The sequence below is a fragment of the Micromonospora sp. NPDC005215 genome (genome assembly GCF_040607915.1).
GTDB lineage: Bacteria > Actinomycetota > Actinomycetes > Mycobacteriales > Micromonosporaceae > Micromonospora.
This window is the reverse complement of record NZ_JBEXHQ010000046.1, coordinates 1-21,571: the sequence shown is the minus strand read 5'-3', so window position 1 is coordinate 21,571 and position 21,571 is coordinate 1. Positions and strand designations below refer to the sequence as shown.

General features: G+C 71.9%; 23 protein-coding genes. 14 read left to right on the top strand and 9 right to left on the bottom strand.

The genetic code is table 11. From position 1 onward, the window contains the following. The first annotated feature begins 129 nt into the window (after nucleotides 1–129). The 6 genes from ABZU25_RS27230 (at nucleotide 130) to ABZU25_RS27205 (ending at nucleotide 5,578) form a co-directional block, all read left to right on the top strand. A complete protein-coding gene (locus ABZU25_RS27230; RefSeq protein WP_355032211.1) occupies nucleotides 130–498 on the top strand; it encodes a holo-ACP synthase in 369 nt (122 codons plus the stop codon). Nucleotides 499–553: 55 nt separating this feature from the next. Then, on the top strand, nucleotides 554–2,023 hold the full coding sequence (locus ABZU25_RS27225; protein ID WP_355032210.1) for an NAD(P)H-hydrate dehydratase: 1,470 nt from the start codon (nucleotides 554–556) through the stop codon (nucleotides 2,021–2,023). A 90-nt stretch (nucleotides 2,024–2,113) separates the two neighbouring features. Next, nucleotides 2,114–3,232: an alanine racemase gene (gene alr, locus ABZU25_RS27220; protein ID WP_355032209.1), complete on the top strand. Its 1,119-nt coding sequence runs from the start codon at nucleotides 2,114–2,116 to the stop codon at nucleotides 3,230–3,232. After that, nucleotides 3,229–4,332, top strand: coding sequence for an alpha/beta hydrolase (locus ABZU25_RS27215; RefSeq protein ID WP_355032208.1), 1,104 nt, complete (start codon nucleotides 3,229–3,231; stop codon nucleotides 4,330–4,332). Before alr ends, ABZU25_RS27215 begins: the two co-directional genes overlap by 4 nt. Continuing rightward, nucleotides 4,329–4,811, top strand: coding sequence for a tRNA (adenosine(37)-N6)-threonylcarbamoyltransferase complex ATPase subunit type 1 TsaE (gene tsaE, locus ABZU25_RS27210; protein WP_355032207.1), 483 nt, complete (start codon nucleotides 4,329–4,331; stop codon nucleotides 4,809–4,811). The genes ABZU25_RS27215 and tsaE overlap by 4 nt, the downstream gene beginning before the upstream one ends. 65 nt (nucleotides 4,812–4,876) lie before the next feature. Then, nucleotides 4,877–5,578, top strand: a complete 702-nt coding sequence (locus tag ABZU25_RS27205) for a uracil-DNA glycosylase (protein ID WP_355032206.1) — start codon at nucleotides 4,877–4,879, stop codon at nucleotides 5,576–5,578. A gap of 38 nt (nucleotides 5,579–5,616) precedes the next feature. Here ABZU25_RS27205 and ABZU25_RS27200 read toward each other — a convergent pair whose 3' ends face one another. Continuing rightward, nucleotides 5,617–6,321, bottom strand: coding sequence for a helix-turn-helix transcriptional regulator (locus ABZU25_RS27200; RefSeq protein ID WP_355032205.1), 705 nt, complete (start codon nucleotides 6,319–6,321; stop codon nucleotides 5,617–5,619). Nucleotides 6,322–6,665: 344 nt separating this feature from the next. Between ABZU25_RS27200 and tsaB the strand changes: the two genes are divergently transcribed. The 4 genes from tsaB to ABZU25_RS27180 are packed head-to-tail and all read left to right on the top strand — an operon-like array spanning nucleotide 6,666 to nucleotide 9,130. Continuing rightward, complete coding sequence (gene tsaB / locus ABZU25_RS27195; protein ID WP_355032204.1) at nucleotides 6,666–7,343, top strand: tRNA (adenosine(37)-N6)-threonylcarbamoyltransferase complex dimerization subunit type 1 TsaB; 678 nt, start codon at nucleotides 6,666–6,668, stop codon at nucleotides 7,341–7,343. Next, nucleotides 7,340–7,822: a ribosomal protein S18-alanine N-acetyltransferase gene (gene rimI, locus ABZU25_RS27190; RefSeq protein WP_355032203.1), complete on the top strand. Its 483-nt coding sequence runs from the start codon at nucleotides 7,340–7,342 to the stop codon at nucleotides 7,820–7,822. The genes tsaB and rimI overlap by 4 nt, the downstream gene beginning before the upstream one ends. Further along, nucleotides 7,815–8,861, top strand: a complete 1,047-nt coding sequence (gene tsaD, locus ABZU25_RS27185; protein ID WP_355032202.1) for a tRNA (adenosine(37)-N6)-threonylcarbamoyltransferase complex transferase subunit TsaD — start codon at nucleotides 7,815–7,817, stop codon at nucleotides 8,859–8,861. The genes rimI and tsaD overlap by 8 nt, the downstream gene beginning before the upstream one ends. Before the next feature lie 14 nt (nucleotides 8,862–8,875). Beyond that, complete coding sequence (locus ABZU25_RS27180; RefSeq protein WP_088987640.1) at nucleotides 8,876–9,130, top strand: hypothetical protein; 255 nt, start codon at nucleotides 8,876–8,878, stop codon at nucleotides 9,128–9,130. Nucleotides 9,131–9,153: 23 nt separating this feature from the next. Here the strand turns inward: ABZU25_RS27180 and ABZU25_RS27175 are convergent, their stop codons facing one another. The 8 genes from ABZU25_RS27175 to ABZU25_RS27140 all read right to left on the bottom strand — a co-directional run bounded on the left by ABZU25_RS27175 (nucleotide 9,154) and on the right by ABZU25_RS27140 (nucleotide 16,692). Continuing rightward, nucleotides 9,154–9,894, bottom strand: a complete 741-nt coding sequence (locus ABZU25_RS27175; protein ID WP_355032201.1) for a DUF4142 domain-containing protein — start codon at nucleotides 9,892–9,894, stop codon at nucleotides 9,154–9,156. A 125-nt stretch (nucleotides 9,895–10,019) separates the two neighbouring features. Beyond that, nucleotides 10,020–10,316 (bottom strand): DUF1707 domain-containing protein, encoded by a 297-nt coding sequence (locus ABZU25_RS27170; protein WP_355032200.1) that lies wholly within the window; start codon nucleotides 10,314–10,316, stop codon nucleotides 10,020–10,022. Nucleotides 10,317–10,335: 19 nt separating this feature from the next. Next, nucleotides 10,336–11,517 carry an ROK family protein gene (locus ABZU25_RS27165; protein WP_355032199.1) on the bottom strand — a complete coding sequence of 394 codons (1,182 nt, stop codon included), beginning with the start codon at nucleotides 11,515–11,517 and terminating at the stop codon, nucleotides 10,336–10,338. Between the two features lie 22 nt (nucleotides 11,518–11,539). Beyond that, nucleotides 11,540–12,802: an ABC transporter permease gene (locus ABZU25_RS27160; RefSeq protein ID WP_355032198.1), complete on the bottom strand. Its 1,263-nt coding sequence runs from the start codon at nucleotides 12,800–12,802 to the stop codon at nucleotides 11,540–11,542. Next, nucleotides 12,799–13,617, bottom strand: a complete 819-nt coding sequence (locus tag ABZU25_RS27155) for an ATP-binding cassette domain-containing protein (protein ID WP_355032197.1) — start codon at nucleotides 13,615–13,617, stop codon at nucleotides 12,799–12,801. Before ABZU25_RS27155 ends, ABZU25_RS27160 begins: the two co-directional genes overlap by 4 nt. Before the next feature lie 113 nt (nucleotides 13,618–13,730). Further along, nucleotides 13,731–14,825: a substrate-binding domain-containing protein gene (locus ABZU25_RS27150; protein WP_355032196.1), complete on the bottom strand. Its 1,095-nt coding sequence runs from the start codon at nucleotides 14,823–14,825 to the stop codon at nucleotides 13,731–13,733. A gap of 180 nt (nucleotides 14,826–15,005) precedes the next feature. Further along, nucleotides 15,006–15,485 (bottom strand): Cys-tRNA(Pro) deacylase, encoded by a 480-nt coding sequence (gene ybaK / locus ABZU25_RS27145; RefSeq protein WP_355032195.1) that lies wholly within the window; start codon nucleotides 15,483–15,485, stop codon nucleotides 15,006–15,008. 10 nt (nucleotides 15,486–15,495) lie between these two features. Continuing rightward, on the bottom strand, nucleotides 15,496–16,692 hold the full coding sequence (locus ABZU25_RS27140; protein WP_355032194.1) for a methyltransferase domain-containing protein: 1,197 nt from the start codon (nucleotides 16,690–16,692) through the stop codon (nucleotides 15,496–15,498). 258 nt (nucleotides 16,693–16,950) lie between these two features. On the opposite strand from ABZU25_RS27140, the gene groES reads away from it, so the two are divergent. From groES to ABZU25_RS27120, 4 genes are all read left to right on the top strand, one after another. After that, nucleotides 16,951–17,265 carry a co-chaperone GroES gene (gene groES / locus ABZU25_RS27135; RefSeq protein ID WP_030330046.1) on the top strand — a complete coding sequence of 105 codons (315 nt, stop codon included), beginning with the start codon at nucleotides 16,951–16,953 and terminating at the stop codon, nucleotides 17,263–17,265. A 70-nt stretch (nucleotides 17,266–17,335) separates the two neighbouring features. Further along, nucleotides 17,336–18,973, top strand: a complete 1,638-nt coding sequence (gene groL / locus ABZU25_RS27130; protein ID WP_355032193.1) for a chaperonin GroEL — start codon at nucleotides 17,336–17,338, stop codon at nucleotides 18,971–18,973. A 126-nt stretch (nucleotides 18,974–19,099) separates the two neighbouring features. Further along, nucleotides 19,100–20,815, top strand: coding sequence for a molybdopterin-dependent oxidoreductase (locus tag ABZU25_RS27125; protein ID WP_355032192.1), 1,716 nt, complete (start codon nucleotides 19,100–19,102; stop codon nucleotides 20,813–20,815). A gap of 134 nt (nucleotides 20,816–20,949) precedes the next feature. Next, complete coding sequence (locus ABZU25_RS27120) at nucleotides 20,950–21,342, top strand: hypothetical protein (protein ID WP_355032191.1); 393 nt, start codon at nucleotides 20,950–20,952, stop codon at nucleotides 21,340–21,342. Nucleotides 21,343–21,571 lie beyond the last annotated feature (229 nt).

Here is a 21,571-nt window from a genome sequence, read left to right as displayed (position 1 = left end):
CGGGCGCGGCGGGCCGCGGAGTGCCCTGTGGACAGCGGGCGGTGGGCCGTACCCCGGCGTGTCCACAGGCGTTGCCCACCGCGGGCCCGACGGCTAATCTGCGGCCCCGGCCGCCGGTAGGGTGGTGTGGTGATCGTCGCTGTCGGCATCGACGTGGTCCTGGTCGACCGGTTCGCCCGGGCCCTGGCACGGACGCCGCTGCTCGCCGACCGACTCTTCACCACCGCCGAGCGGCACACCCGCTCCGGCAGCCCGCGCCCGTCGGAGTCGCTCGCCGCCCGGTTCGCCGCCAAGGAGGCCGTGGCCAAGGCGCTCGGCGCGCCGGCCGGGCTGAGCTGGCACGACTGCGAGATCAAGGCCGACCCGGACGGCCGTCCCTGGCTGGCTGTCGCCGGCACCGTCGCGGCGGCGGCCGAGGCGCGCGGAGTCAACCACTGGCATCTCTCGTTGTCGCACGACGGGGGGATCGCGTCGGCCATGGTGGTCGCGGAACGGTGACGTCGACCGGGCGGACCGGTCGGGTCCACCCGCGAACGGATGGGGAGACGGTGGCATGAGAGCGGTGTGGCGGGTGGCCGACGTACGGGCGGCCGAGGCGGGGCTGATGGGCACGCTGCCGGCGGGGACGCTCATGCAGCGGGCCGCCGCCGGGCTGGCCCGCCGGGCCGCGCTGCTGCTCGCCGAGCGCGGCGGCGTCTACGGCGGCCGGGTGCTGCTGCTTGTCGGCTCCGGCGACAACGGCGGCGACGCGTTGTACGCCGGGGAGCGACTGGCCCGCCGAGGTGTCCACGTGTCCGCCCTGCTCCTCACTCCCGGGCGTGCGCACGCGGCGGGGCTGGCCGCGCTGCGGGCCGCCGGCGGCCGGCTGGTGGCCCAGCCCACCGGCCCGGTCGACCTGGTTCTCGACGGCATCGTCGGCATCGGTGGCACCGGCGGACTGCGGGCCGGCGCGGACGCTGTGGTGCGGCGGCTCGGTGAGCTGCGTGGACGTGACGGTGACCGGGCCACCGTGCTGGCGGTGGACGTGCCGAGCGGGGTCGCGGTGGACACCGGGCACGTGCCGCTGACCGCGTCCGGCCGGCCGGACGCGGTCCACGCCGACGTGACGGTGGCGTTCGGCGCGTTGAAGCCCGCCCTGGTGGTGGGGCCGGCCGCCGCCCTGGCCGGGCAGGTGGAGCTTGTCGACATCGGGCTGCGGCAGTGGTTGCGAGGCACCCCGGCGCTGCGGGTCACCGAGTGGTCCGACGTGGTCGACTGGTGGCCGGAGCTGGGCCCGGCGTCGGAGAAGTACACGCGGGGTGTGGTGGGGGTGTCCACCGGTTCGGCGACCTACCCGGGTGCGGCGGTGCTCTCCGTGGGCGGTGCGCTGGCCGGGCCGACCGGCCTGGTCCGCTACGCCGGCGGCGCCCGCGACGAGGTGCTGCACCAGCACCCCTCGGTGATCGCCAGCGGACGGGTCGCCGACGCGGGTCGGGTGCAGGCCTGGGTCTGCGGTTCGGGGCTGGGCACCGGTGCCGATGCGGCGGCCGAGCTGCGCGCCGTGCTGGCCACCCCGGTGCCGGTGGTGCTCGACGCCGACGCGTTGACCCTGCTGGTGGACGGTTCGCTCGCCGACCGGCTCCGCGGTCGGGCCGCGCCGATCGTGGTCACCCCCCACGACCGTGAGTTCACCCGACTCTGCGGTGAGGAGCCCGGCGCCGACCGGGTCGGCGCGGCGCTGCGGCTGGCCGCCTGGATGAACGCGGTGGTGCTGCTCAAGGGCGACCGCACGGTGATCGGAACGCCGGACGGTCGGGCGTACGTCAACCCGACCGGCTCCCCGGCACTGGCCACCGGTGGCACCGGCGACGTGCTGGCCGGGCTGCTCGGCTCACTGCTGGCGTCCGGGGTGCCCGCCGATCGGGCCGCGGCCGCGGCCGCGTACCTGCACGGGCTCGCCGGCCGGGAGGCGGCCCGGAGCGGGCCGGTGACCGCGCCCGACGTGGTCACCGCGCTGCGCCCGGTCGTCGCCCGCCTGGGCTGATCGGGTCGGTTCCGGGCGCAACGACCGGATCGACAGCCCGGGACGTGCGTCGCCGCCCGCGCTGATCCCCGCGGAAAGTAGGCTGGGCGCATGTGGCAGGCCGAGGTACGCGTCGATCTTGACGCGATCCGCGAGAACGTGAGCAGGCTCCGCTCCGGCACCACCGCCGAGCTGATGGCGGTGGTCAAGGGCGACGGGTACGGCCACGGGATGCTTCCGGCCGCTCGCGCGGCGCTCGACGCCGGCGCGGACTGGCTCGGCGTCTGCACCCTCGACGAGGCGCTCACCCTGCGTCGGGCCGGAGTGACCGCGCCGGTGCTGGCCTGGCTGCTCGCGCCCGGCCTGCCGCTGCACGAGGGGGTCAGCGCCGGGGTGGACCTGAGCGCGGCCAGCCTGTCGCAGCTGGACGAGATGATCGAGGCAAGCCGGCTCGCCGGGCGTCCCGTCCGCCTGCACCTGAAGATCGACACCGGGTTGTCCCGGGGCGGGGCGACAGTCGCCGACTGGCCGGCGCTGCTGGACGCCGCCGCGAAGGCGCAGGCCGACGGCCTGGTCGAGGTGGTCGGCGTGTGGAGCCACTTCGTGTACGCGGACCTGCCCGGCCACCCCACCATCGACCGTCAACTGGCCGTCTTCCACGAGGGGCTGGCCATGGTCGAGCGGGCCGGGCTACGACCGCGCTGGCGGCACCTCGCCAACTCGGCGGCCACCCTGACCCGCCCGGACACCCACTTCGACCTGGTCCGCCCCGGTCTGGCCGTCTACGGGCTCTCCCCGGTGGCCGGCGACACGTACGGGCTGCGACCGGCGATGACCGCGCGCGCCCGGGTGATGCTCACCAAGCGGGTTCCCGCCGGCACCGGGGTCTCCTACGGGCACACCTACACCACGGAATCCGACGCGAACCTGGCCGTGGTCCCGCTCGGGTACGCCGACGGGGTTCCCCGGCACGCCTCCAACATCGGGCCGGTGCAGCTCGGCGGCGTTTGGCGGACGATCTCGGGGCGGGTCTGCATGGACCAGTTCGTGCTCGACTGCGGCGACGACCCGGTGGCGGACGGCGACGTCGCGACGCTCTTCGGCAGCGGCGCGGACGGCGAGCCGACCGCCGACGACTGGGCCGAGGCGGTCGGCACGATCAACTACGAGATCGTGACCCGGTTCGGCAGCACGCGGGTGCCCCGGGTCTATGACGGCGAGCGGCCATGAGCTACCGCATTCCGCGTCCGCGGACCGCTGTCGGCCGGGTCGCGGGGATCGTCGGCGCCGCGGTGGGGGTGGCCGCGGCGGGCCTGGCGGCCGGCGTCGCGACCGAGCGCACCCTGGTCCGCCGGCTCAAGGCCGATCCGGCCGACCGCTACGCGCACGAGATGTTCGGCGAGCAGCGGTACGACGAGGCGCTCCGCCTGGAGCTGCCGGACGGCACGGACATCCACGTCGAGGTGGTCGAGCCGACCAGGCCGGTGCCGGGGCACCCCACTGTGGTGCTTGTGCACGGCTTCTGCCTGGACATGGGGACGTTCCACTTCCAGCGCCAGATGCTCGCCGCCCGCGGTGACTACCGGATCGTCGCGTACGACCAGCCAGGTCACGGTCGGTCCGGACGGTTGGAGACCGGGGAGTACGACCTCACGGTGCTCGGCCGGACGCTGCGCCAGGTGATCGACCGAACCGCCCCGGACGGGCCACTGGTGCTGGTCGGCCACTCGATGGGCGGCATGACCATCATGGCGTTCGCCGAGTTGTTCGGAGAGCTGTTCGGTGACCGGGTGGTGGGTACGGTCCTGATGGCCACGTCGGGCGGGCTCATCGCGGAAACCAAGCTGGTCGCGCCCGCGCTGCTCGGCCGGGTCGGCGGTCCGGTGCTGTACATGGTCAGCAACGCCACCCGGTACGGCGGACCGGTGATCGACAAGGCCCGCAAGTCGACGTCGAACGTGGCCTGGCTGCTGACCCGCAAGTACGGCTTCGGCACCCGCCAGCCCAGCCCGGCGCTCGTGTCCTTTGTCGAGCTGATGAACTCTCGGACGTCGGCCGACACGGTGACCCGCTATCTGCGGACCCTGGCCACCCACTCGCGCTTCCCGGCTCTCGCGGCGTTGGCCGCGACGCCGGTGCTGGTGGTCGTCGGCGACAAGGACATGATCACACCAGTGGTCCACTCCGAGGAGATCGTCCGGCGGCTGCCACACGCCGAGTTCGTCAAAATCAAGGACAGCGGCCACGTGGTGATGTTGGAGCACGCTGACGAGGTCAACGCCGCGCTCGCGCGGTTCCTCGAATCACTTGGGAAGCCGGAGGAACGGTGAGTCACGTCGTCAAGCTGCCGACCGTCGAGGACACCCGGGAGTTCGGCCGGCGCCTGGCCGGGCTGCTGCGGGCCGGCGACCTGGTGCTGTTGACCGGTCCGCTGGGCGCCGGTAAGACCGCGCTCACCCAGGGCGTCGGCGCCGGGCTCGGTGTGGTCGGCGACATCACCTCGCCGACCTTCGTGATCGCCCGGGTGCACCGCCCCGATCCGGCCCGGGGCGGCCGGGTGGCCCTGGTGCACGCGGACGCGTACCGGCTGGGTGCCGCCACCGACCCGCGCGCCGAGATCGACGATCTGGACCTCGACGCCTCGGTCGAGGACTCGGTGACCGTGGTGGAGTGGGGCGAGGGCCTGGTGGAGCAGTTGGTCGACGCACACCTGCGGGTCCGCATCGACCGCCGCGACGACGACACCCGGATCGTCGAGCTGGACCCGATCGGTGGCGACTGGGCCCGGCGGCTCGCCGACCTGGGCTAGGTCGGCCGCTGTCGTACCGGATGCCTAGAGTGCGGGGGACCGACCCGCGCTGTGAGAGGTTCCTGATGCCCGACGATGCCCCCGCCCTCGATCTGCTGGCCCTGCTGCCGGAGCAGTGGCGTGCCGTGCTCGCCCCGCACCTGGACGTGGCCCGCACCGCCGCGTTGGCCGAGTTCGTCTCTCGGGAATACGCGACGCAGACCGTCTTCCCGCCGCTGGAGGATCTGTTCTCGGCATACCGGCTCTGCCCGCCGCAGGGCACCCGGGTGCTGATCCTCGGGCAGGACCCTTACCACCGGGCCGGGCAGGCACACGGGTTGAGCTTCAGCGTCCGTGACGGTGTGTCGGTGCCGCCGTCGTTGCGCAACGTCTTCAAGGAGTTGGGCGAGGACGTCGGCGTTCCCAAGCCGCGCAGCGGCAACCTCGACGGTTGGGCCGCACAGGGTGTGCTGCTGCTCAACGCGGTGCTGACCGTCCGTCAGGCCACCCCGGGCTCGCACGCCAACGCCGGCTGGGAGGAGTTCACCGACGCGACCATCAGGGCACTTGACGCGTCGCCGGACCGAGTGGTCTTCCTGCTCTGGGGTGGCTACGCCCGCAAGAAGGCGGCCCTGGTCACCAACCCGCAGCACGTGGTGCTGGAGGCCGGCCATCCCAGCCCGATGAACCCGCGCGGCTTCCTCGGCAGCCGTCCGTTCAGCGCGGCCAACAAGGCACTCGCCGACGCCGGCCTGCCCACCATCGACTGGGAGCGCACCGCCGGCTGAGTGCGCTGCCGGTTGAGCTGGTGTGGCCGGCAGTTGGCTCAGCCGTCGCTGGCCAGTTGCCGGTCCCGGTAACGGCGTAACAGCTCGGCGGCGCGTGGATCGCTCAGCTCCAGCTCGACAAGCGGCACCACCCGGTAACTCCGCCCACCGTGCTGCACCTCGATCGTCTCGGGCAGCTCGTCGCACATCGTGGCCCTGATCTCCCCGTACCGGGTCGACCATCGATGATCGCCCGGCTCCTCGGGCTCCAACCACACCCCACCGAACTCACTCCAGCGGGCGTTCCACCGCTGGCCGTAGTTCGTCTCCAGCCAGCGGGTGAACGGTTTGGAGTCCTGCCAGCGCAGGGCGATCTCCAGCGCGTCGACCGGCACCGGCGCTCCCTGCAACAACGCCGCGGTGCTGCCGGTGAGGACCTGCGGGAAGTCGGTGAGCCGATCCAACAACCGATCCAGGCCCAGCCCGTCGATCCGCTCGGCGATCGGCTTGGCGGCCAGGTCATCGATCCGGGCGTCGAGGTGCGCGTCCAACGGCTCAACCCCGATGACCAACTGCACATCCATCGCGGCAAGCAGGCGCTCCAGCAAGGGAATGCTGGGCGTTCGATCGCCACCCTCGATCCGGGCGACCGTCGCCTGGCTGACTCCGGCCAACTCGGCCAGCTCACATTGGCTCAGCTCGCGCGACTGCCGTTGCTCACGTATGGCGGTGCCGAAAAGACCGACGAGACGAGTGGATGGCATCCCGGGATGGTGGACTACGACGGCCACAGCGGATACCGGTGCGGCGGATTCACGACTGGACGGCCTTCTGCCCGCTTCGCCGGCCCGCAGGGTGACGTGCCTCCGGCGGCCGGGCCTTTCCGTGATGAGCGGTATACCTGTGAGTCATATTTATGACTCACAGGTATACCGCTCACTGGGGGATGTCGCCCGGCCGCCCGGCAGGCCCGGCCGCCCGGCAGGCCCGGCCGCCCGGCAGGCGGGGCCGCCCGGCAGGCGGGGCCGCCCGGCAGGCGGGGCCGCCCGGCAGGCGGCGGGGCGGGGCGCGACCGGGGCGCGGAGCGAGGCCGCTAGGCTGGCTTACCGTGCTCGTACTCGTGGTGGACAGCTCGACCCCCGCGGTGACCGCGGCGCTGGTGGACGTCTCGGCGGACGGCGTGGCGTCGCGGGCGCACCGGTGCACTGTCGACGCCCGCGCCCACGGCGAACTGCTCGCGCCCCAGGTGGACGCGGTCCTCGCCGATGCTGACGCGCGCCCGCGTGACCTGGCCGCCATCGTTGCCGGGCTCGGCCCTGGGCCGTTCACCGGGCTGCGGGTCGGCCTGGTCACGGCCGCGACGATGGGCCAGGTGCTCGGCATCCCCACGTACGGCGTCTGCTCGCTGGACGGAATGGGCTACCCGGCGGCGTCCGGTGAGCCGGTGTTGGCCGCCAGCGACGCCCGGCGCAAGGAGCTCTACTGGGCCGTCTACGACGGTGCCGGCGAGCGGATCGTCGGCCCTGAGGTGTCCACGCCGGTGGTCGCCGCCGCGCGCGCTCGGGAGCTGGGCGCGACGATCGCGGTCGGCGATGGGGCGCACCGGTACGCCGAGATCCTGGACCTGCCCGTCCGGGTCGAGCCGCGGTACCCGGATGCCACAGTGCTGGCGCTGCTCGCCGCCGAACGGATCCGAGCGGGTGCCCCCAGCGAGCGGCTCACCCCGCTCTACCTACGCCGGCCCGATGCGGTGGCGGCGACCGGCCGCAAACCGGTCCTGCCATGACGGCGGTACGACTCGAACCGTTCCGCTGGTGGCACATCGACGACGTGCTACCGATCGAGGCGGACCTCTTCGGCGCCGAGCAGTGGTCGCCGGCCATGTTCTGGAGCGAGTTGGCCAACGGGCACCACTACCGGGTCGCCGTCGACGCGGACGGCGCGGTGCTCGGTTACGCCGGACTCGCCGGTGTTCCGCCGGGCGAGGTGTGGGTCCAGAACATCGCCGTCCGCCGGGACGCCCAGCGGCGCGGCCTGGGCCGCGCCCTGCTGGAGGAACTGCTCGCCGAGGCGGCCCGACGGGACGCCCGCAGCACCCTGTTGGAGGTCGCCGTGGACAACGCCGCGGCCCAGCGGCTCTACGCGACGTACGGGTTCGAGCCGGTCGGGGTGCGACGCGGCTACTACCAACCGAGCAACACCGACGCGCTGGTGATGCGGCGCGACGCCGAGTCGACCGGGGACGGACCACACCACCATGGCTGACGAACCGCTGATCCTGGGAATCGAGACCTCGTGCGACGAGACCGGCGTCGGCATCGTGCGGGGGCACACCCTGCTGGCCGACGCGCTCGCCTCCAGCGTCGAGGAGCACGCCCGGTTCGGGGGTGTGGTGCCCGAGGTGGCCAGTCGGGCACACCTGGAGGCCATCGTGCCGACCATGGACCGGGCCCTGACCGAGGCCGGCGTCACCCTGGCCGACATCGACGCGATCGCTGTCACCTCCGGGCCAGGATTGGCCGGCGCGCTGCTGGTCGGTGTCGCCGCCGCGAAGGGGTACGCCCTCGCCGCCGAGAAGCCCGTGTACGGCGTGAACCATCTTGCCGCCCACGTCGCGGTGGACACCCTTGAGCACGGCCCGCTGCCCCAACCTGCCATCGCGCTGCTGGTGTCCGGCGGGCACTCGTCCCTGCTGCTCGTCGACGACCTGGCCCGGGGTGTCACACCGCTGGGCGCCACCATCGACGACGCGGCCGGCGAGGCGTTCGACAAGGTCGCCCGGCTGCTCGGGCTGCCGTTTCCGGGCGGCCCACCGATCGACCGGGAGGCTCGGGCCGGTGACGCCGCCGCGATCGCCTTCCCGCGCGGCCTGACCGCCGCGAAGGATCTCGCCGCCCACCGGTACGACTTCTCGTTCTCCGGGCTGAAGACCGCGGTGGCCCGGTGGGTCGAGGCGCGTCAGCGGGCCGGCGAGCCGGTGCCGGTGGCCGACGTGTCCGCGTCCTTCCAGGAGGCGGTCTGTGACGTCCTGACCAGCAAGGCGCTCGCCGCCTGTCGTGCGCAGGGCATCGAGACCCTGGTGATCGGTGGGGGAGTGGCGGCGAATTCGCGGCTGCGAGCGATGGCCGAGCAGCGGGCCGAGAAGTACGGCATCCAGGTCCGGGTGCCCCGGCCGAAGCTGTGCACCGACAACGGGGCGATGGTGGCGGCGCTCGGGTCGCACCTGGTCGCCGCGGGGGTCGCGCCCAGCCGACTGGATCTGCCTGCCGACTCGGCACTGCCGTTGACCACGGTCAGCGTGTGACGGGAGCGGCGGACATGATCGTACGGATGTGGGAGGCACGCGCCGAGGCGTACGGCGTCGCCGACCTGATCACCTGGGTGTGCGACACCGCCCTGCCCGAGTTGGAGCACGACCCGCTGTACGTCTCCAGCGAGGTCTTCTCCTCCACCGACCACCGCGTGGTGGTCATCTCCAAGTGGCGCAGCAACCCGCGCCCGTTGCCCGATCCGCCCGCCCTGCTGGTGGCCCGCGCTCCGCACTCCTGGGACTTCACCCAGGTCGACCGCTGACGCGAGCCACCAGCGAGCGATGGTCAGCTGCGGCGCAGCATCCGGTACGTCGCGATTCCGCCGGTGCCCAGCGCGGCGAGGAAGACCAGCCAGACGACGGTGCTGCTGACCCCGACCTGGGGGCCGGAGTTCGCAGCGGCGGCAGCCAACAGGCCGTCTTGACCGGGCGCGGGCAGCGCGGCCGGCGGCAGCTCCGGCCAGCGGACCAGCCCGGTGCTCTCCAACATCTGCATGTGGTGCATGACGAAGCCGTTGGCGTCGTCGCAGAGCTTGCGGACGGTGGCGTCCCGCGTGCTGGCGCGGACCGCGCCGATCACCGGGAAGATCTTGCCGTGGGCGACCCGGAGCCGGGTGACGAAGATCTGGTCGAACCGGGCGCCGGACGCCTTCTGCATCTCGGCCAGCCAGCCCTTCTGCTCGGCCGTCGGCTCGCTGGGGATGCTCGCGCCCAACTTGTTGGCCGCGTCCACAGTGAGCTGGTCGAGCCGCTGGTGCTCGCTGGCGATGCCGGCGCCGATCTCCCGGACCTTGGCCGACTGACCCTTCTCGGCGGCCATCTGGCCGGCTGGCATTTCCCACAGCCCGGCCAACCGGACCCCGTTGAGCAGCGTCATGTCGGCGGCGTTGAGCTGCTGACCGCCGGCTGGCGCGGCGATGGCCACGCCGGGCAGTACACCGACCGCCGCGACGATCGCGATGAGCAGCATCGCCGCTCGGTGGGTCCGGTTGCCCAGTCGGCGGTGGGCGGATCTGAGCGGTGCCATGTCTGTGGGGCCTCCTCGGTCCGGACCGAAACGCGTCTGGACCGGGCAGCCACATCCTGCCGGCTGCCCGTCCGACCACTGGTACGGACTGATCACGTGATCAGTTCATCGGAGGGCGACGCGGATCAGCGGGTGACGCTGAGGAAGCCGCCGAGCAGCAGCAGAGTGAGCGCGGCGGCGGCGAAGAGCATCAGCAGCTCCCGACGCCCGTGCCCGGCGGGGTCGCTGTCGGCGGTCGGGTCGGGCAGGGCCGGCAGGTCGCGGGTCAGGGCGGCCAGGTCACCGAGGGTGCGTGCCGTCCACACCGCACCGGCCCGATCGGAGAACTCGTCGAGGGTCAGCCGACCCGCCGCGGTGTGCCGGTGCAGCTCGGCGACCATCCGGTTGCGGTCGTCGTCGGAAGCGCGCAGCTCGACATCCACGCTGGACAGCGTACGCGGATCAGCCGACGTCGAGGGGGTCGGCGAGAAGTCGTTCGAAGGCCAACTCGGCGGCCCCGATCAGGGGGGCGTCCTCGCCCAACTTCGGCGTACGCAACCGGACGTGCTCCAGGCAGGCGGCGAGCGCGTTGGAGTTGAGCCGGCTGCGGACCTGGGCCGCCGACGCGAGGTAGAGGTCGCGCATGGTGCCGCCGAAGATGACCATTTCCGGGTTGAAGACGTTCACCAGGTTGGCCAGCCCGAAGCCGAGCCAGTCACCGGCCTGGCGGACCGCGGTCTGGGCGCGGGCGTCACCGCGGTCGGCGGCGTCGAAGACGGCCAGTAACGCGTCGGGACCTCGGGCGTCGGAGCGTCCGGCAGCGCGGAGCAGACCGTGCTCGCCGATCTCGGTCTCCCAGCAACCCCGGGAGCCGCACTCACAGGGCCTGCCGTCGAGGACCACCTTCATGTGGCCGACCTCGCCGCCGTACCCACCGTGGCCGGTCAGCCGGCGGCCACCGGCGATGATGCCGGCGCCCACGCCGACGTCACCGTAGAGGTAGAGGACGTTGTCGCAGCCGGCCGCCACCCCCCGCGCGTGCTCGGCGAACGCCGCGACGTCCGCCACGTTGCCCACCGTGACCGGCACCTCCACGCCCAGTTCGGCGGCGAGGGCCGCGCCGATCGGCTCGTCCACCCAGCCGGTGGTCGGGCCGAGCCGCACCAGGCCGTCGTCCCGGCGGACCATGCCACAGACCGCGACGCCGGCACCGACGCAGATCGCGTCGGGCGGCACCGTCTGCTGCATCTCCTTGAGCGCGCCGGCCAGCAGCGGCGCGGCCTCCGCGGCCAGCAGGCCGCGCGGTCGGTCCAGGTCCCGGCGGTCCAGGACGGCGCCACCCAGCCCGATCCGGGCCGCGCGCAACCGGTCCACCTCCACGGAGTACGCGTACGCGTACACCCGGGCCGACTCGGGCCGGACGACCAGTGACGGTCGGCCGGCCCGGCCGGTTTCCTTGGGCGCTCCCTCGCTGACCAGCCCCACTGCGGACAGGTCGGCGGTGAGCGCGCCGATGGTGCTGCGGTTGAGGCCCAGTGTGGTGGTCAGTTCGGCGCGCGTCGTCGCCCCGTGGACGTGTACGTGTCGCAGCAGGGCCCCGAGGTTCTGCCGCCGGACGTCGTCCTGGCTCGGTCCTGGGCGCATCGTGGTGCTACCTCCCGCGCGGTCAGCGGGTGCCGGTGGCTGCCGCGCGGCGGCGGGAGAGAGCGTCGACGCTGGCGGCGAGGAGCAGTACGACGCCGGTTACCACGTACTTGACTCCCGCGCTGTAACCCATCAGGCCCATTCCATTTTCGATGACCGCGACCACCGCGCCACCAAGCACGGCGTCGAGGACGCGGCCCTTGCCGCCGAAGAGGCTGGTGCCTCCGATCACCGCGGCGCCGACCGCGTAGAGCAGTACGTTACTTCCTCCGGTGTTCGGGTCGACGGAGTTGGCCCGGCTGGCCGCCACGATGCCGCCGATGGCGGCCATGGACGAGCAGATCACGAAGACCGAGATCCGGATCCGGTCGACGTCGATGCCGGCCCGGCGGGCCGCTTCCCGGTTGCCGCCAACGGCGTAGATGTGCCGGCCGTAGCTGGTGCGTTGGAGCACGAAGGTCCAGATGATCAGCAGGACCGCGATGACCGGCACCACGATCGGCACACCCTTGAGCGAGACGATCAGCACGTTGCGGCTGCGCTCCAGGTTGAGGACGTACACCGCGGTGCCGAGGATGACGGCGAGCCCGCCGATCCGCAGCGCCACCACCGCGATCGGGTCGGTGATCAGCCCACGGGCCACCCGGTTGCGGTAGCGCAGCAGTTGCACCGCCGCGTAGCCGACGACAGCGAGGGCGGTCAGCGCCCAGCCCAGCGTGGGGGCGAGGTTGCGGTTGGCGATGGCGACCAGCACCTCGTCACGGACGGAGATGTTGGTGCCCTCCTGCACGAGCAGCAGCACGATGCCCTGGAAGGCGAGGAAGCCGGCGAGGGTGACCACGAAGGACGGAATGCCGATCTTCGCGACCAGCAGGCCCAGGGTGGTGCCGATGAACACACCGGTGGCGACCGCGGCGAGCACGGCGACCCACCAGGGGTAGCCGAGCACGGTGACCACATTGGCCAGCACCGCCGCGCAGACGCCGCTGGCGAAGCCGGCGGAGAGGTCGATCTCGCCGAGCAGCAGCACGAAGACCAGGCCCATCGCGATCAGCGTGACCGCCGCGCCCTGGGTGAAGAGGTTGGCGAAGTTGCCGGCCGACAGGAACGACGACGGTCGCATGATCGCGAAGACGGTGCAGAGCACGAGCAGGCCGAGTACGGCCGGTAGCGCGCCGACGTCGCCACCGCGTACCCGACTCAGGTAGTTGCGGACGTGGCCTCCGACGGTCGGCGGGGGTGTGACGGCCGCGGGGCCGTCCTTCCGCACGGCGGTGGTGGTCATCGGACGCCTCCTGAGATCGAGTCGGCCGGCTGCGGGCCGTCGCCGTTGCTGCCCGGATCGGCGGCGAGGCCGAGCCCGCCCGAGCGCCCGGCGGTGATCAGCTCGACCACCTGGGCGTGGGTGATGTCGGTGGTCTTCACCTGGGCGACCATCTGGCCGAGGTACAGCGCGGCGATCCGGTCGGAGACGGCGAAGACGTCGTTCATGTTGTGCGAGATGAGCACCACGGCCAGGCCGTTGTCGGCGAGGCGGCGGACCAGTTCGAGCACCTGAGCGGTCTGTGCCACGCCGAGCGCGGCGGTCGGCTCGTCCAGGATGACCAGCTTGCTGTTCCAGAGCACCGCCTTGGCGATGGCCACGGTCTGGCGCTGGCCGCCGGAGAGGCTGGAGACGTGCTGGCGCAGTGAGGTGACGGTGCGGATGGAGAGCCCCGCCAGGGTTTCGGCGGCGAGCTGTTCCATGCTCGGCTCGTCCAGGACGATGCCGCTGCGCCTCTCCCGGCCGAGGAACATGTTCTGGACGATGTCCAGGTTGTCGCAGAGCGCGAGGTCCTGGTAGACGACCTCGATGCCGAGCGCGGCGGCGTCGCGGGGGCTGCCGATGTGCGCCGGTTCCCCGTTGAACAGGAACTCTCCGGCGTCGGTGGGGTGGATGCCGCTGATGCACTTCACCAGGGTCGACTTGCCGGCGCCGTTGTCGCCGACCAGTGCGGTCACTTCGCCGGGGTGGACGGTCAGGGCGACGTCGCGGAGCACCTGGACGGGACCGAAGCTCTTGTCGATCCCGCGGAGTTCCAGCAGGGGGGTCGGGGACACGGGGTCTCCTTCTTAAGGGAGGGTCGGGGCCGTCCGGCGGGCGCCGCCCGGCACGGGAGGGGTGCTCCCGTGCCGGGCGGCGATTGTCGTCCCGGCGGGTACTGCGGCGTCGGTCAGCTGATACCGGCGTCGGCGCAGGACTTGGCGTACGTCCCGGTGCAGAGCGCTTCCTTTGTCACGTAGCCGTCGGCGATGACGTCCTTGACGTTGTCCTTGTAGATCGCCTTCGGGGTGAGCAGCACCGACGGGACGTCGCGGCCACCCTCCGGGTCCTTCACCGTCTGGCCGGTGTCCTTCTTCTCGCCCTTGGCCAGCGCGATGGCCAGGTCGGAGGCAGCCTTGGCCTCTTCCCGGACCGCCTTGTAGACGGTCATGCACTGGTCACCGGCGAGGATGTTCTGCAGGCCCTCGACGCTGGCGTCCTGCCCGGTCACCGGCACCTTGCCGTTGAGCTTGTTCTTCTTGAGGATCGAGATGGCGGCGTTGCCGAGACTGTCGTTGGCCGCCAGCACGCCGTCGATCTTGCCCTTGGTCGCGGTGAGCTGCTGCTCGAAGATGGTCGCGGCGGTGGGGCCGTCCCAGGCCGGTACGGCGTCGTCCGGGCCCTTTGTGTATTCCTTGGAGTCGAACTTCGGCTTGAGCACCGAGTCGTAGCCGGCCTTGAACAGGGTGGCGTTGTTGTCGGTGGGGGAGCCGTTGAGGTACGACACGACCGGGTTCTTGGCGCCCTGGTCGGTCAGGCACTTGACCAGACCCTCGCCCTGGAGCTTCCCGACGTTCTCGTTGTCGAAGCTGACGTAGTACTGGGCGGAGCCGCCCAGGGTGAGTCGGTCGTAGTCGATGGTGGCGACGCCCTGCGACTTGGCCTTGTCGAGCACGGCCTTGCCGGTGCCGGAGTCCAGGTTGACGATCATCAGAGCGGTGACGCCGCTGGTGATCATCTGGTCGGCGATGGTCTGGAAGGCGGTCTTGTCGTTCTGGGCGTTCTGAATGTCGTACTGGACGCCGGCGGCCTTGAATGACTCTTCCAGGAACCGACGGTCTGCGGTCTCCCAGCGGGGGGAGGACTTGCTGTCCGGAAGGATCACGCCGATCTTGGGAGTCTTGGCCGAGCCAGCCTTGTCGTCGCCGGAGTCATCGCTGCAGGCGGTCAATCCACCGGTCGCGAGCAGGCCCACGGCGGCGATGGTGAGGATCCCCTTACGCATGTGCAGGGTCCTTTCGGGGGTGGGGGAGGTGTTGTTTTTGTTGTGTCCGGCAACGTATTTCGCGTCACGCCGCCTCCACAAGACCGCGCAGGTGCCAAGTTTGTTGGGGGCGATAACAATTCAGCAACGCGACTGTTACTCCACGGGTATCCCACGGTGGAGTCGACGTAACGAGAGTCGTCAGCGGGTTTGCAACGGGGCGGTGCGGGCGTCGGTCAGCGCCACCAGATCCGCCGCTGCCAGTTCGAGTTGCAGACCGCGCCGACCAGCCGAGACGTAGATCGTCGGGAGGTCCAGCGCGGATTCGTCAAGCACTGTGGGCAACCGCCGACGCTGCCCGAGCGGGCTGATCCCACCCCGCACGTACCCGGTGGCCCGCTCGGCGACCGAGCGGTCGGCCAGCGCCGCCCGCTTCCCACCGACCGCCGCCGCGAGCGCCTTGAGATCCAGCTCGCCGGTGACCGGAACGACCGCCACCGTGAGCGCGCCGTCGACCTCGGTCACCAACGACTTGAAGACGCGCTCCGGTGGCACGCCCAGCGCCACCGCCACCAGCGCGCCGTAGTTCGGGGCGTCCGGGGCCACCCGGTAGGGGTGGGTGCGATGCGCGACACCGCGCTTGACCAACAGTGCCATTGCCGGAGTGCCCTGTCCCGCCACACCGACGACGCTAGTCGACCGGCCGGCCGATCAGCACCGTCGGTGCTCCACCGACCCGGGTGAGCACCAGGCTCGCCGCGGCGTCGCCGGCCAGCCGCAGGTCCCGCCGGAGCTGCTCCGGGGTGAGCGCGGAACCCCGCTTGAGGATCTCGACCCGGCCCACCCGGCGGTCCCGCAGCAGCGCCCGCAGGCGCTTGAGCGAGAACGGCAGCACGTCGGTGATCTCCAGGCAGCGCGCGTACGGGGTGCGGATCGGCCGGTCGGCGTAGAGGTAGGCGATGCTCGGGTCGCCGAGGGTGGCGTCCAGCTCGCCGGCCAGTTCGGCGACGAGGTGCGCGCGGACCACCGCCGGGTCCGGGTCGTACAGGTAGCGCCGGGGCGGCCCGACCGACGCCTCGTCGGCACCCGAGCCGGTGAGCTGGTGGCGGTGGGTCTCGGCGCCCCGCTGGCGGTAGAGCGTGGCGCGGCGGGGCACGTCAGCCAACTCGCCACACCAGAGCGCGGCCTCGACCAGGTCGCCGTCCACGCCGACCCACTCCGCCTCCGCGCCGGCCGGAATGAGCGCGTGGTCGAGCCCTGGCGCCACCTTCACCACGGTGCGCGGCACCCGCTCGGCCAGCCCGGTGACGAAATCCCACGGAGGCGAGTAGGCGCGCGGGTCGAAGATCCGTCGTCCGGTGCCGCTGGCGCGGCGGGCCGGATCGCAGAAGACCCCGTCGACGCGGGAGACGTCGAACGCTGTGGCATCGCCGCACTCGACAGTGAACAGGTCGGCCAGTCCGGCCGCCGCGGCGTTGGCGGCGGCCATCGCGGCGGTCACCGGGTCGGCCTCCACCCCGTACACCCGGATGCCGGCGCGGGCGGCGGCCAGCGCGTCCGCGCCGAGGCCGCAGCCGAGGTCGGCCAGGGTGCGGACGCCGGCCGCGTACAGCCGGGCGGCCCGACGATCGGCGACCACCCGGCGGGTGGCCTGCTCCAGGCCAGGGCGGGTGAGGAACATCCCAGCGGCGGCCGGGCCGAACTTGCCGACCGCCCGGTGACGCAGCTCGGCCTGGGTGAGAGCCGCCGCGGCCAGCGTCGGCGGCACCCCGCCCGCCCGCAGCGCCGACGCCGCGGCCAGCGGATCACCGCCGGCCAGCCCGGCCGCCGCCGTGAGCGCGGCCGACCCCTCGGGGGTACGCAGCGCCGCCAGCTGATCGAGATCCACCCGGTCATTGTCCGGGTGGACCCGAAATCCGGGCTGGCGGGGCGCGACTCGCTGGCACTCTCCTTGACGGAGTGCTAGCCACGGAATAACCTGCGATTAGCACTCTCACCCTGAGGGTGCCAGCTTCCGGGTCTCGCGACCCGGGTGCGCACGCCAGGCGGACCGGCACCCGCGACGACGGCCCCGCCCGGTGGCATGAGGCAGATTGACGCTGGTTGGCCTCGCCGACCAGCAACGAAACCAGTACCCCAGGAGGGTATGCCCGTGACTACCGCTACCAAGGTTGCGATCAAGCCGCTCGAGGACCGCATCGTGGTCCAGGCGAACGAGGCTGAGACCACCACGGCGTCGGGCATCGTGATCCCCGACACCGCCAAGGAGAAGCCGCAGGAGGGCACTGTCCTCGCTGTGGGCCCGGGGCGCGTCGACGACAACGGCAACCGGGTTCCGGTTGACGTTCAGGTCGGCGACACCGTCCTTTACTCGAAGTACGGCGGCACCGAGGTCAAGTACGCCGGCGAGGAGTACCTGGTGCTCTCCGCCCGCGACGTCCTCGCGGTCATCGAGAAGTAAGCAACCGATCAGTGACATTGCCCCGGTCCGGCTCGCCGGGCCGGGGCAATGGCGCTTCGAAGGGACATACATGGCGAAGATCCTGAGCTTCTCGGACGACGCCCGGCACCAGCTGGAGCACGGTGTCAACGCCCTCGCGGACGTGGTCAAGGTCACCCTCGGCCCGCGCGGGCGCAACGTCGTCCTGGACAAGAAATTCGGTGCGCCGACGATCACCAACGATGGTGTGACCATCGCCAAGGAGATCGAGCTCACCAACCCGTACGAGAACCTTGGCGCGCAGCTGGTCAAGGAGGTGGCGACGAAGACCAACGACGTCGCCGGTGACGGCACCACCACCGCGACAGTGCTCGCCCAGGCGATGGTTCGCGAGGGCCTGCGCAACGTGACCGCCGGCACCAACCCGGCCGGCCTCAAGCGGGGCATCGACGCGGCGGCCACCAAGGTCTCCGAGGCGCTGCTCGGCCGTGCCGCAGAGGTCACCAGCAAGGAGTCGATCGCGAACGTGGCGACGATCTCCGCGCAGGACGCCACGATCGGCGACCTGATCGCCGAGGCGATGGAGCGGGTCGGCCGCGACGGTGTCATCACCGTCGAGGAAGGCTCCATGCTCACCACCGAGCTGGACGTGACCGAGGGTCTCCAGTTCGACAAGGGCTTCATCTCGCCGAACTTCGTCACCGACCTGGAGAGCCAGGAGTCCGTCCTTGAGGACGCGTACATCCTGGTCACCACCCAGAAGATCTCGGCGATCGAGGAGCTGCTGCCGCTGCTGGAGAAGGTCCTGCAGAACAGCAAGCCCCTGCTGATCATCGCCGAGGACGTGGACGGCCAGGCGCTCTCCACCCTGGTGGTCAACTCGCTGCGCAAGACCCTCAAGGTCTGCGCGGTCAAGGCCCCCGGCTTCGGTGACCGGCGCAAGGCGATGCTCCAGGACATCGCGATCTCCACGGGCGCCGAGCTGGTCGCCCCGGAGCTGGGCTACAAGATCGACCAGGTCGGCCTGGAGGTGCTCGGCACCGCTCGGCGCATCGTGGTCGACAAGGAGAACACCACGATCGTCGACGGCGGCGGCCAGAAGGCCGACGTCGCCGACCGGGTGGCCCAGATCCGCAAGGAGATCGAGGCCTCCGACTCCGACTGGGACCGGGAGAAGCTGGCCGAGCGGCTGGCGAAGCTCTCCGGTGGCATCGCCGTCATCAAGGCCGGCGCGGCGACCGAGGTCGAGATGAAGGAGCGCAAGCACCGCATCGAGGACGCCATCGCGGCGACCAAGGCTGCGGTCGAGGAGGGCACCGTGCCCGGCGGCGGCGCCGCCCTGGTGCAGATCCGTTCGGTGCTCGACGACGACCTGGGCTTCACCGGTGACGAGAAGATCGGTGTCTCGGTCGTGCGCAAGGCGCTCGTCGAGCCGCTGCGCTGGATCGCCCAGAACGCCGGTCACGACGGCTACGTCGTGACGCAGAAGGTCGCCGACCTCAAGTGGGGCAACGGCCTCGACGCCGCCAAGGGCGAGTACGTCGACCTGGTCAAGGCCGGCATCATCGACCCGGTGAAGGTGACCCGCAACGCGGTCACCAACGCCGCCTCGATCGCCGGTCTGCTGCTCACCACGGAGAGCCTCGTGGTGGAGAAGCCGGAGCAGGCCGAGCCGGCCGGCGCCGGTGGCGGCCACGGTCACGGCCACCAGCACGGCCCGGGCTTCTGACCCGCTAGCGACACCCGTTGCGGGGCGCACCGTCGTACGACGGTGCGCCCCGGTTCGTCTGCTCAGGTCATTACCGAACGCTGACGTTGTTGGCTACCGGGCAGGATGATCGCGCACACTGGGCCGATGAGCACCACGTCCCGGCGGTACGCCGCGCTGGCCGGAGTGACCGCCGCCGCCGTCGCGATCGGAATCGCCGAACCGGTGGCAGTGTTGACCGGCCCCCGGTCGGCGCCTTTGGTCGCGGTCGGCGGGGTGGTCGTCGACGCCGTTCCCGAGTCGCTGAAGCAGTTCGCCATCGACCTCTTCGGCACCGCCGACAAGATCGCACTGCTTGTCGGCACGGGCCTGCTGCTCGGAGCGTTCGCCGCGCTGTTCGGCATGCTGGCGGTCCGCCGGCTGGCACTCGGCCTTGCCGGCATCGCCGCGTTCGGGGCCATCGGCGTGGCCGCCGCCCTGACCCGCCCCGGTGCGGACGCGGCCGACGCGCTGCCGTCGCTGGTCGGTGCCGGGCTCGGCGCCCTGGTGCTCTGGTTGTTCATCGCCGGCCCGTTCGAGCTGAACCCCTGGCCCTGGTCACCACCCACACCGACCGGCGGTTCGGTGTCGCCGGCCGGCCCGGTGTCGCCCGACGAGTCGGTGCCCGTGTCCCCGGCGGGTCCGGTGCCGGTGTCCCCGGCGGGTCCGGTGCCGGTGTCCCCGGCGGGTCCGGTGCCGGTGACCCCCGCCGGGCCGACGGCGGCGGTCGAGCCGGTCGGGCCTGCCGAAGTGGACCCAGATTCGCGGCGGCGGTTCCTCACCGGCAGCGGGGTGCTGCTCGGCACCGCCGTGGTGGCCGGTCTCGGTGGACGTTGGCTGGCCAGCCGACGCGGAGTGTCCGCCGCCCGGGACGCGATCCGACTGCCCGCGCCCGTGGCCCCCGCGCCGGCCGTGCCGGCCGGCGCGGACCTCGCACTGACCCAACTCGCGCCGTACGTCACCCCGAACTTCGGGTTCTACCGGATCGACACCGCGCTGGTCGTGCCGCAGGTGGATCCGGACACCTGGCGGCTGCGCATCCACGGGCGGGTCGGCACCGAGCGCACCTACAGCTACGCGGATCTGCTGGCCCGTCCGCTGGTCGAGCGGTACGTCACGCTGGCCTGCGTCTCCAACGAGGTGGGCGGGGACCTGATTGGCAACGCCCGCTGGCTCGGCGTACCCCTTCGGGAGTTGCTTGACGAGGTGGACCCGGACGACGATGCCGACCAGGTCGTCGGCCGGTCGGTCGACGGCTGGACCTGCGGCACCCCCACCGCCGCGCTGCGCGACGGGCGGGACGCGCTGTTGGCGGTCGGCATGAACGGCGAGCCACTGCCGGTCGAGCATGGCTTCCCGGTCCGGATGGTGGTGCCCGGCCTCTACGGGTACGTGTCAGCCTGCAAATGGGTGACCGAGCTGGAGCTGACCCGGTTCGCCGACTTCGACGCGTACTGGGTGCCGCGCGGCTGGTCCGCCCAGGGGCCGATCAAGACCCAGTCGCGGATCGACGCGCCCCGGAGTCGTAACCGGCTGACCACCGGCCCGGTCACCGTCGCCGGTGTGGCCTGGGCGCAGCACCGGGGCATCAGCCGGGTCGAGGTACGCGTCGACGGCGGAGACTGGCAGCAGGCGGAGCTGGCCCCGACCGTGTCGGTGGACACCTGGGTGCAGTGGTCCTGGCGTTGGGACGCCACGCCGGGCGAGCACCGCCTCCAGGTCCGTGCGACGGACGCGGCCGGCGGGACCCAGACCGAGCGTACGCAGGGCGTCGTCCCAGACGGCGCCACCGGCTGGCACACCGTCACCGTCACCGTTCGCTGACCACCCGCACCTGACGATCGCACTGGGCGCGGACGACTGTCCAAGATCTGCGACCCGGAGTACGCAGCCTGCCGTATCCGGGGTGACGTCGCCGGGCGGACGTGGACCGGACTGTATCGGGACAGGGTGAAGCCATGACTGTTACCGCACGGACTTTCACCATCGCCGGCCTCGTCGTCGGCGCCGCGGGCATCGGCGTGCTGTGGGCCGCCGGGGTCGAGTTCCCCATCGTCGTACCGCCCGGGATGATCATCCTGTTGGCTGGCGCCCTCTTCGTCGCGCTCGCACCGTGGCGCTGGTCGCCGGTGGTGGGCGCACTGCTGGGTCTGTTCGTGGCGGTCGGGTTCGTGATCAGCCCGACCGGGGTGGACAACCTGCTCGGGCGGCACGGGGCCGACGTGGCGACCGGACAGTCGATCCAACTGGTCGGGGTGCTGACCGCGCTGGTCGCCGGGGCGCTCGCCACCAACGCCGCCCGTCGGGTGCCTCAGCGTCACCGATCCCGGCGGCTCGGGGTCACTCGCTGAGGTCGTCGGCGAGCAGGTCATTCAGCAGGAACGTCATAAGCGGGTGGAGGAACGCGGCACCAACCGCCCGCACCGCCAACAACCTCACCTGCACCCTCACCTGACGCGAGATCTTGGACACTTTCCGTTAGCGCGGCGGTCTCAGTCGGTGGTTGCAACGCCGAGGAGTTGGGCCATTCTTTCAGCTGGGGTGTCGATGTTGAGGGTCTTGCGGGGTCTTGCGTTGAGT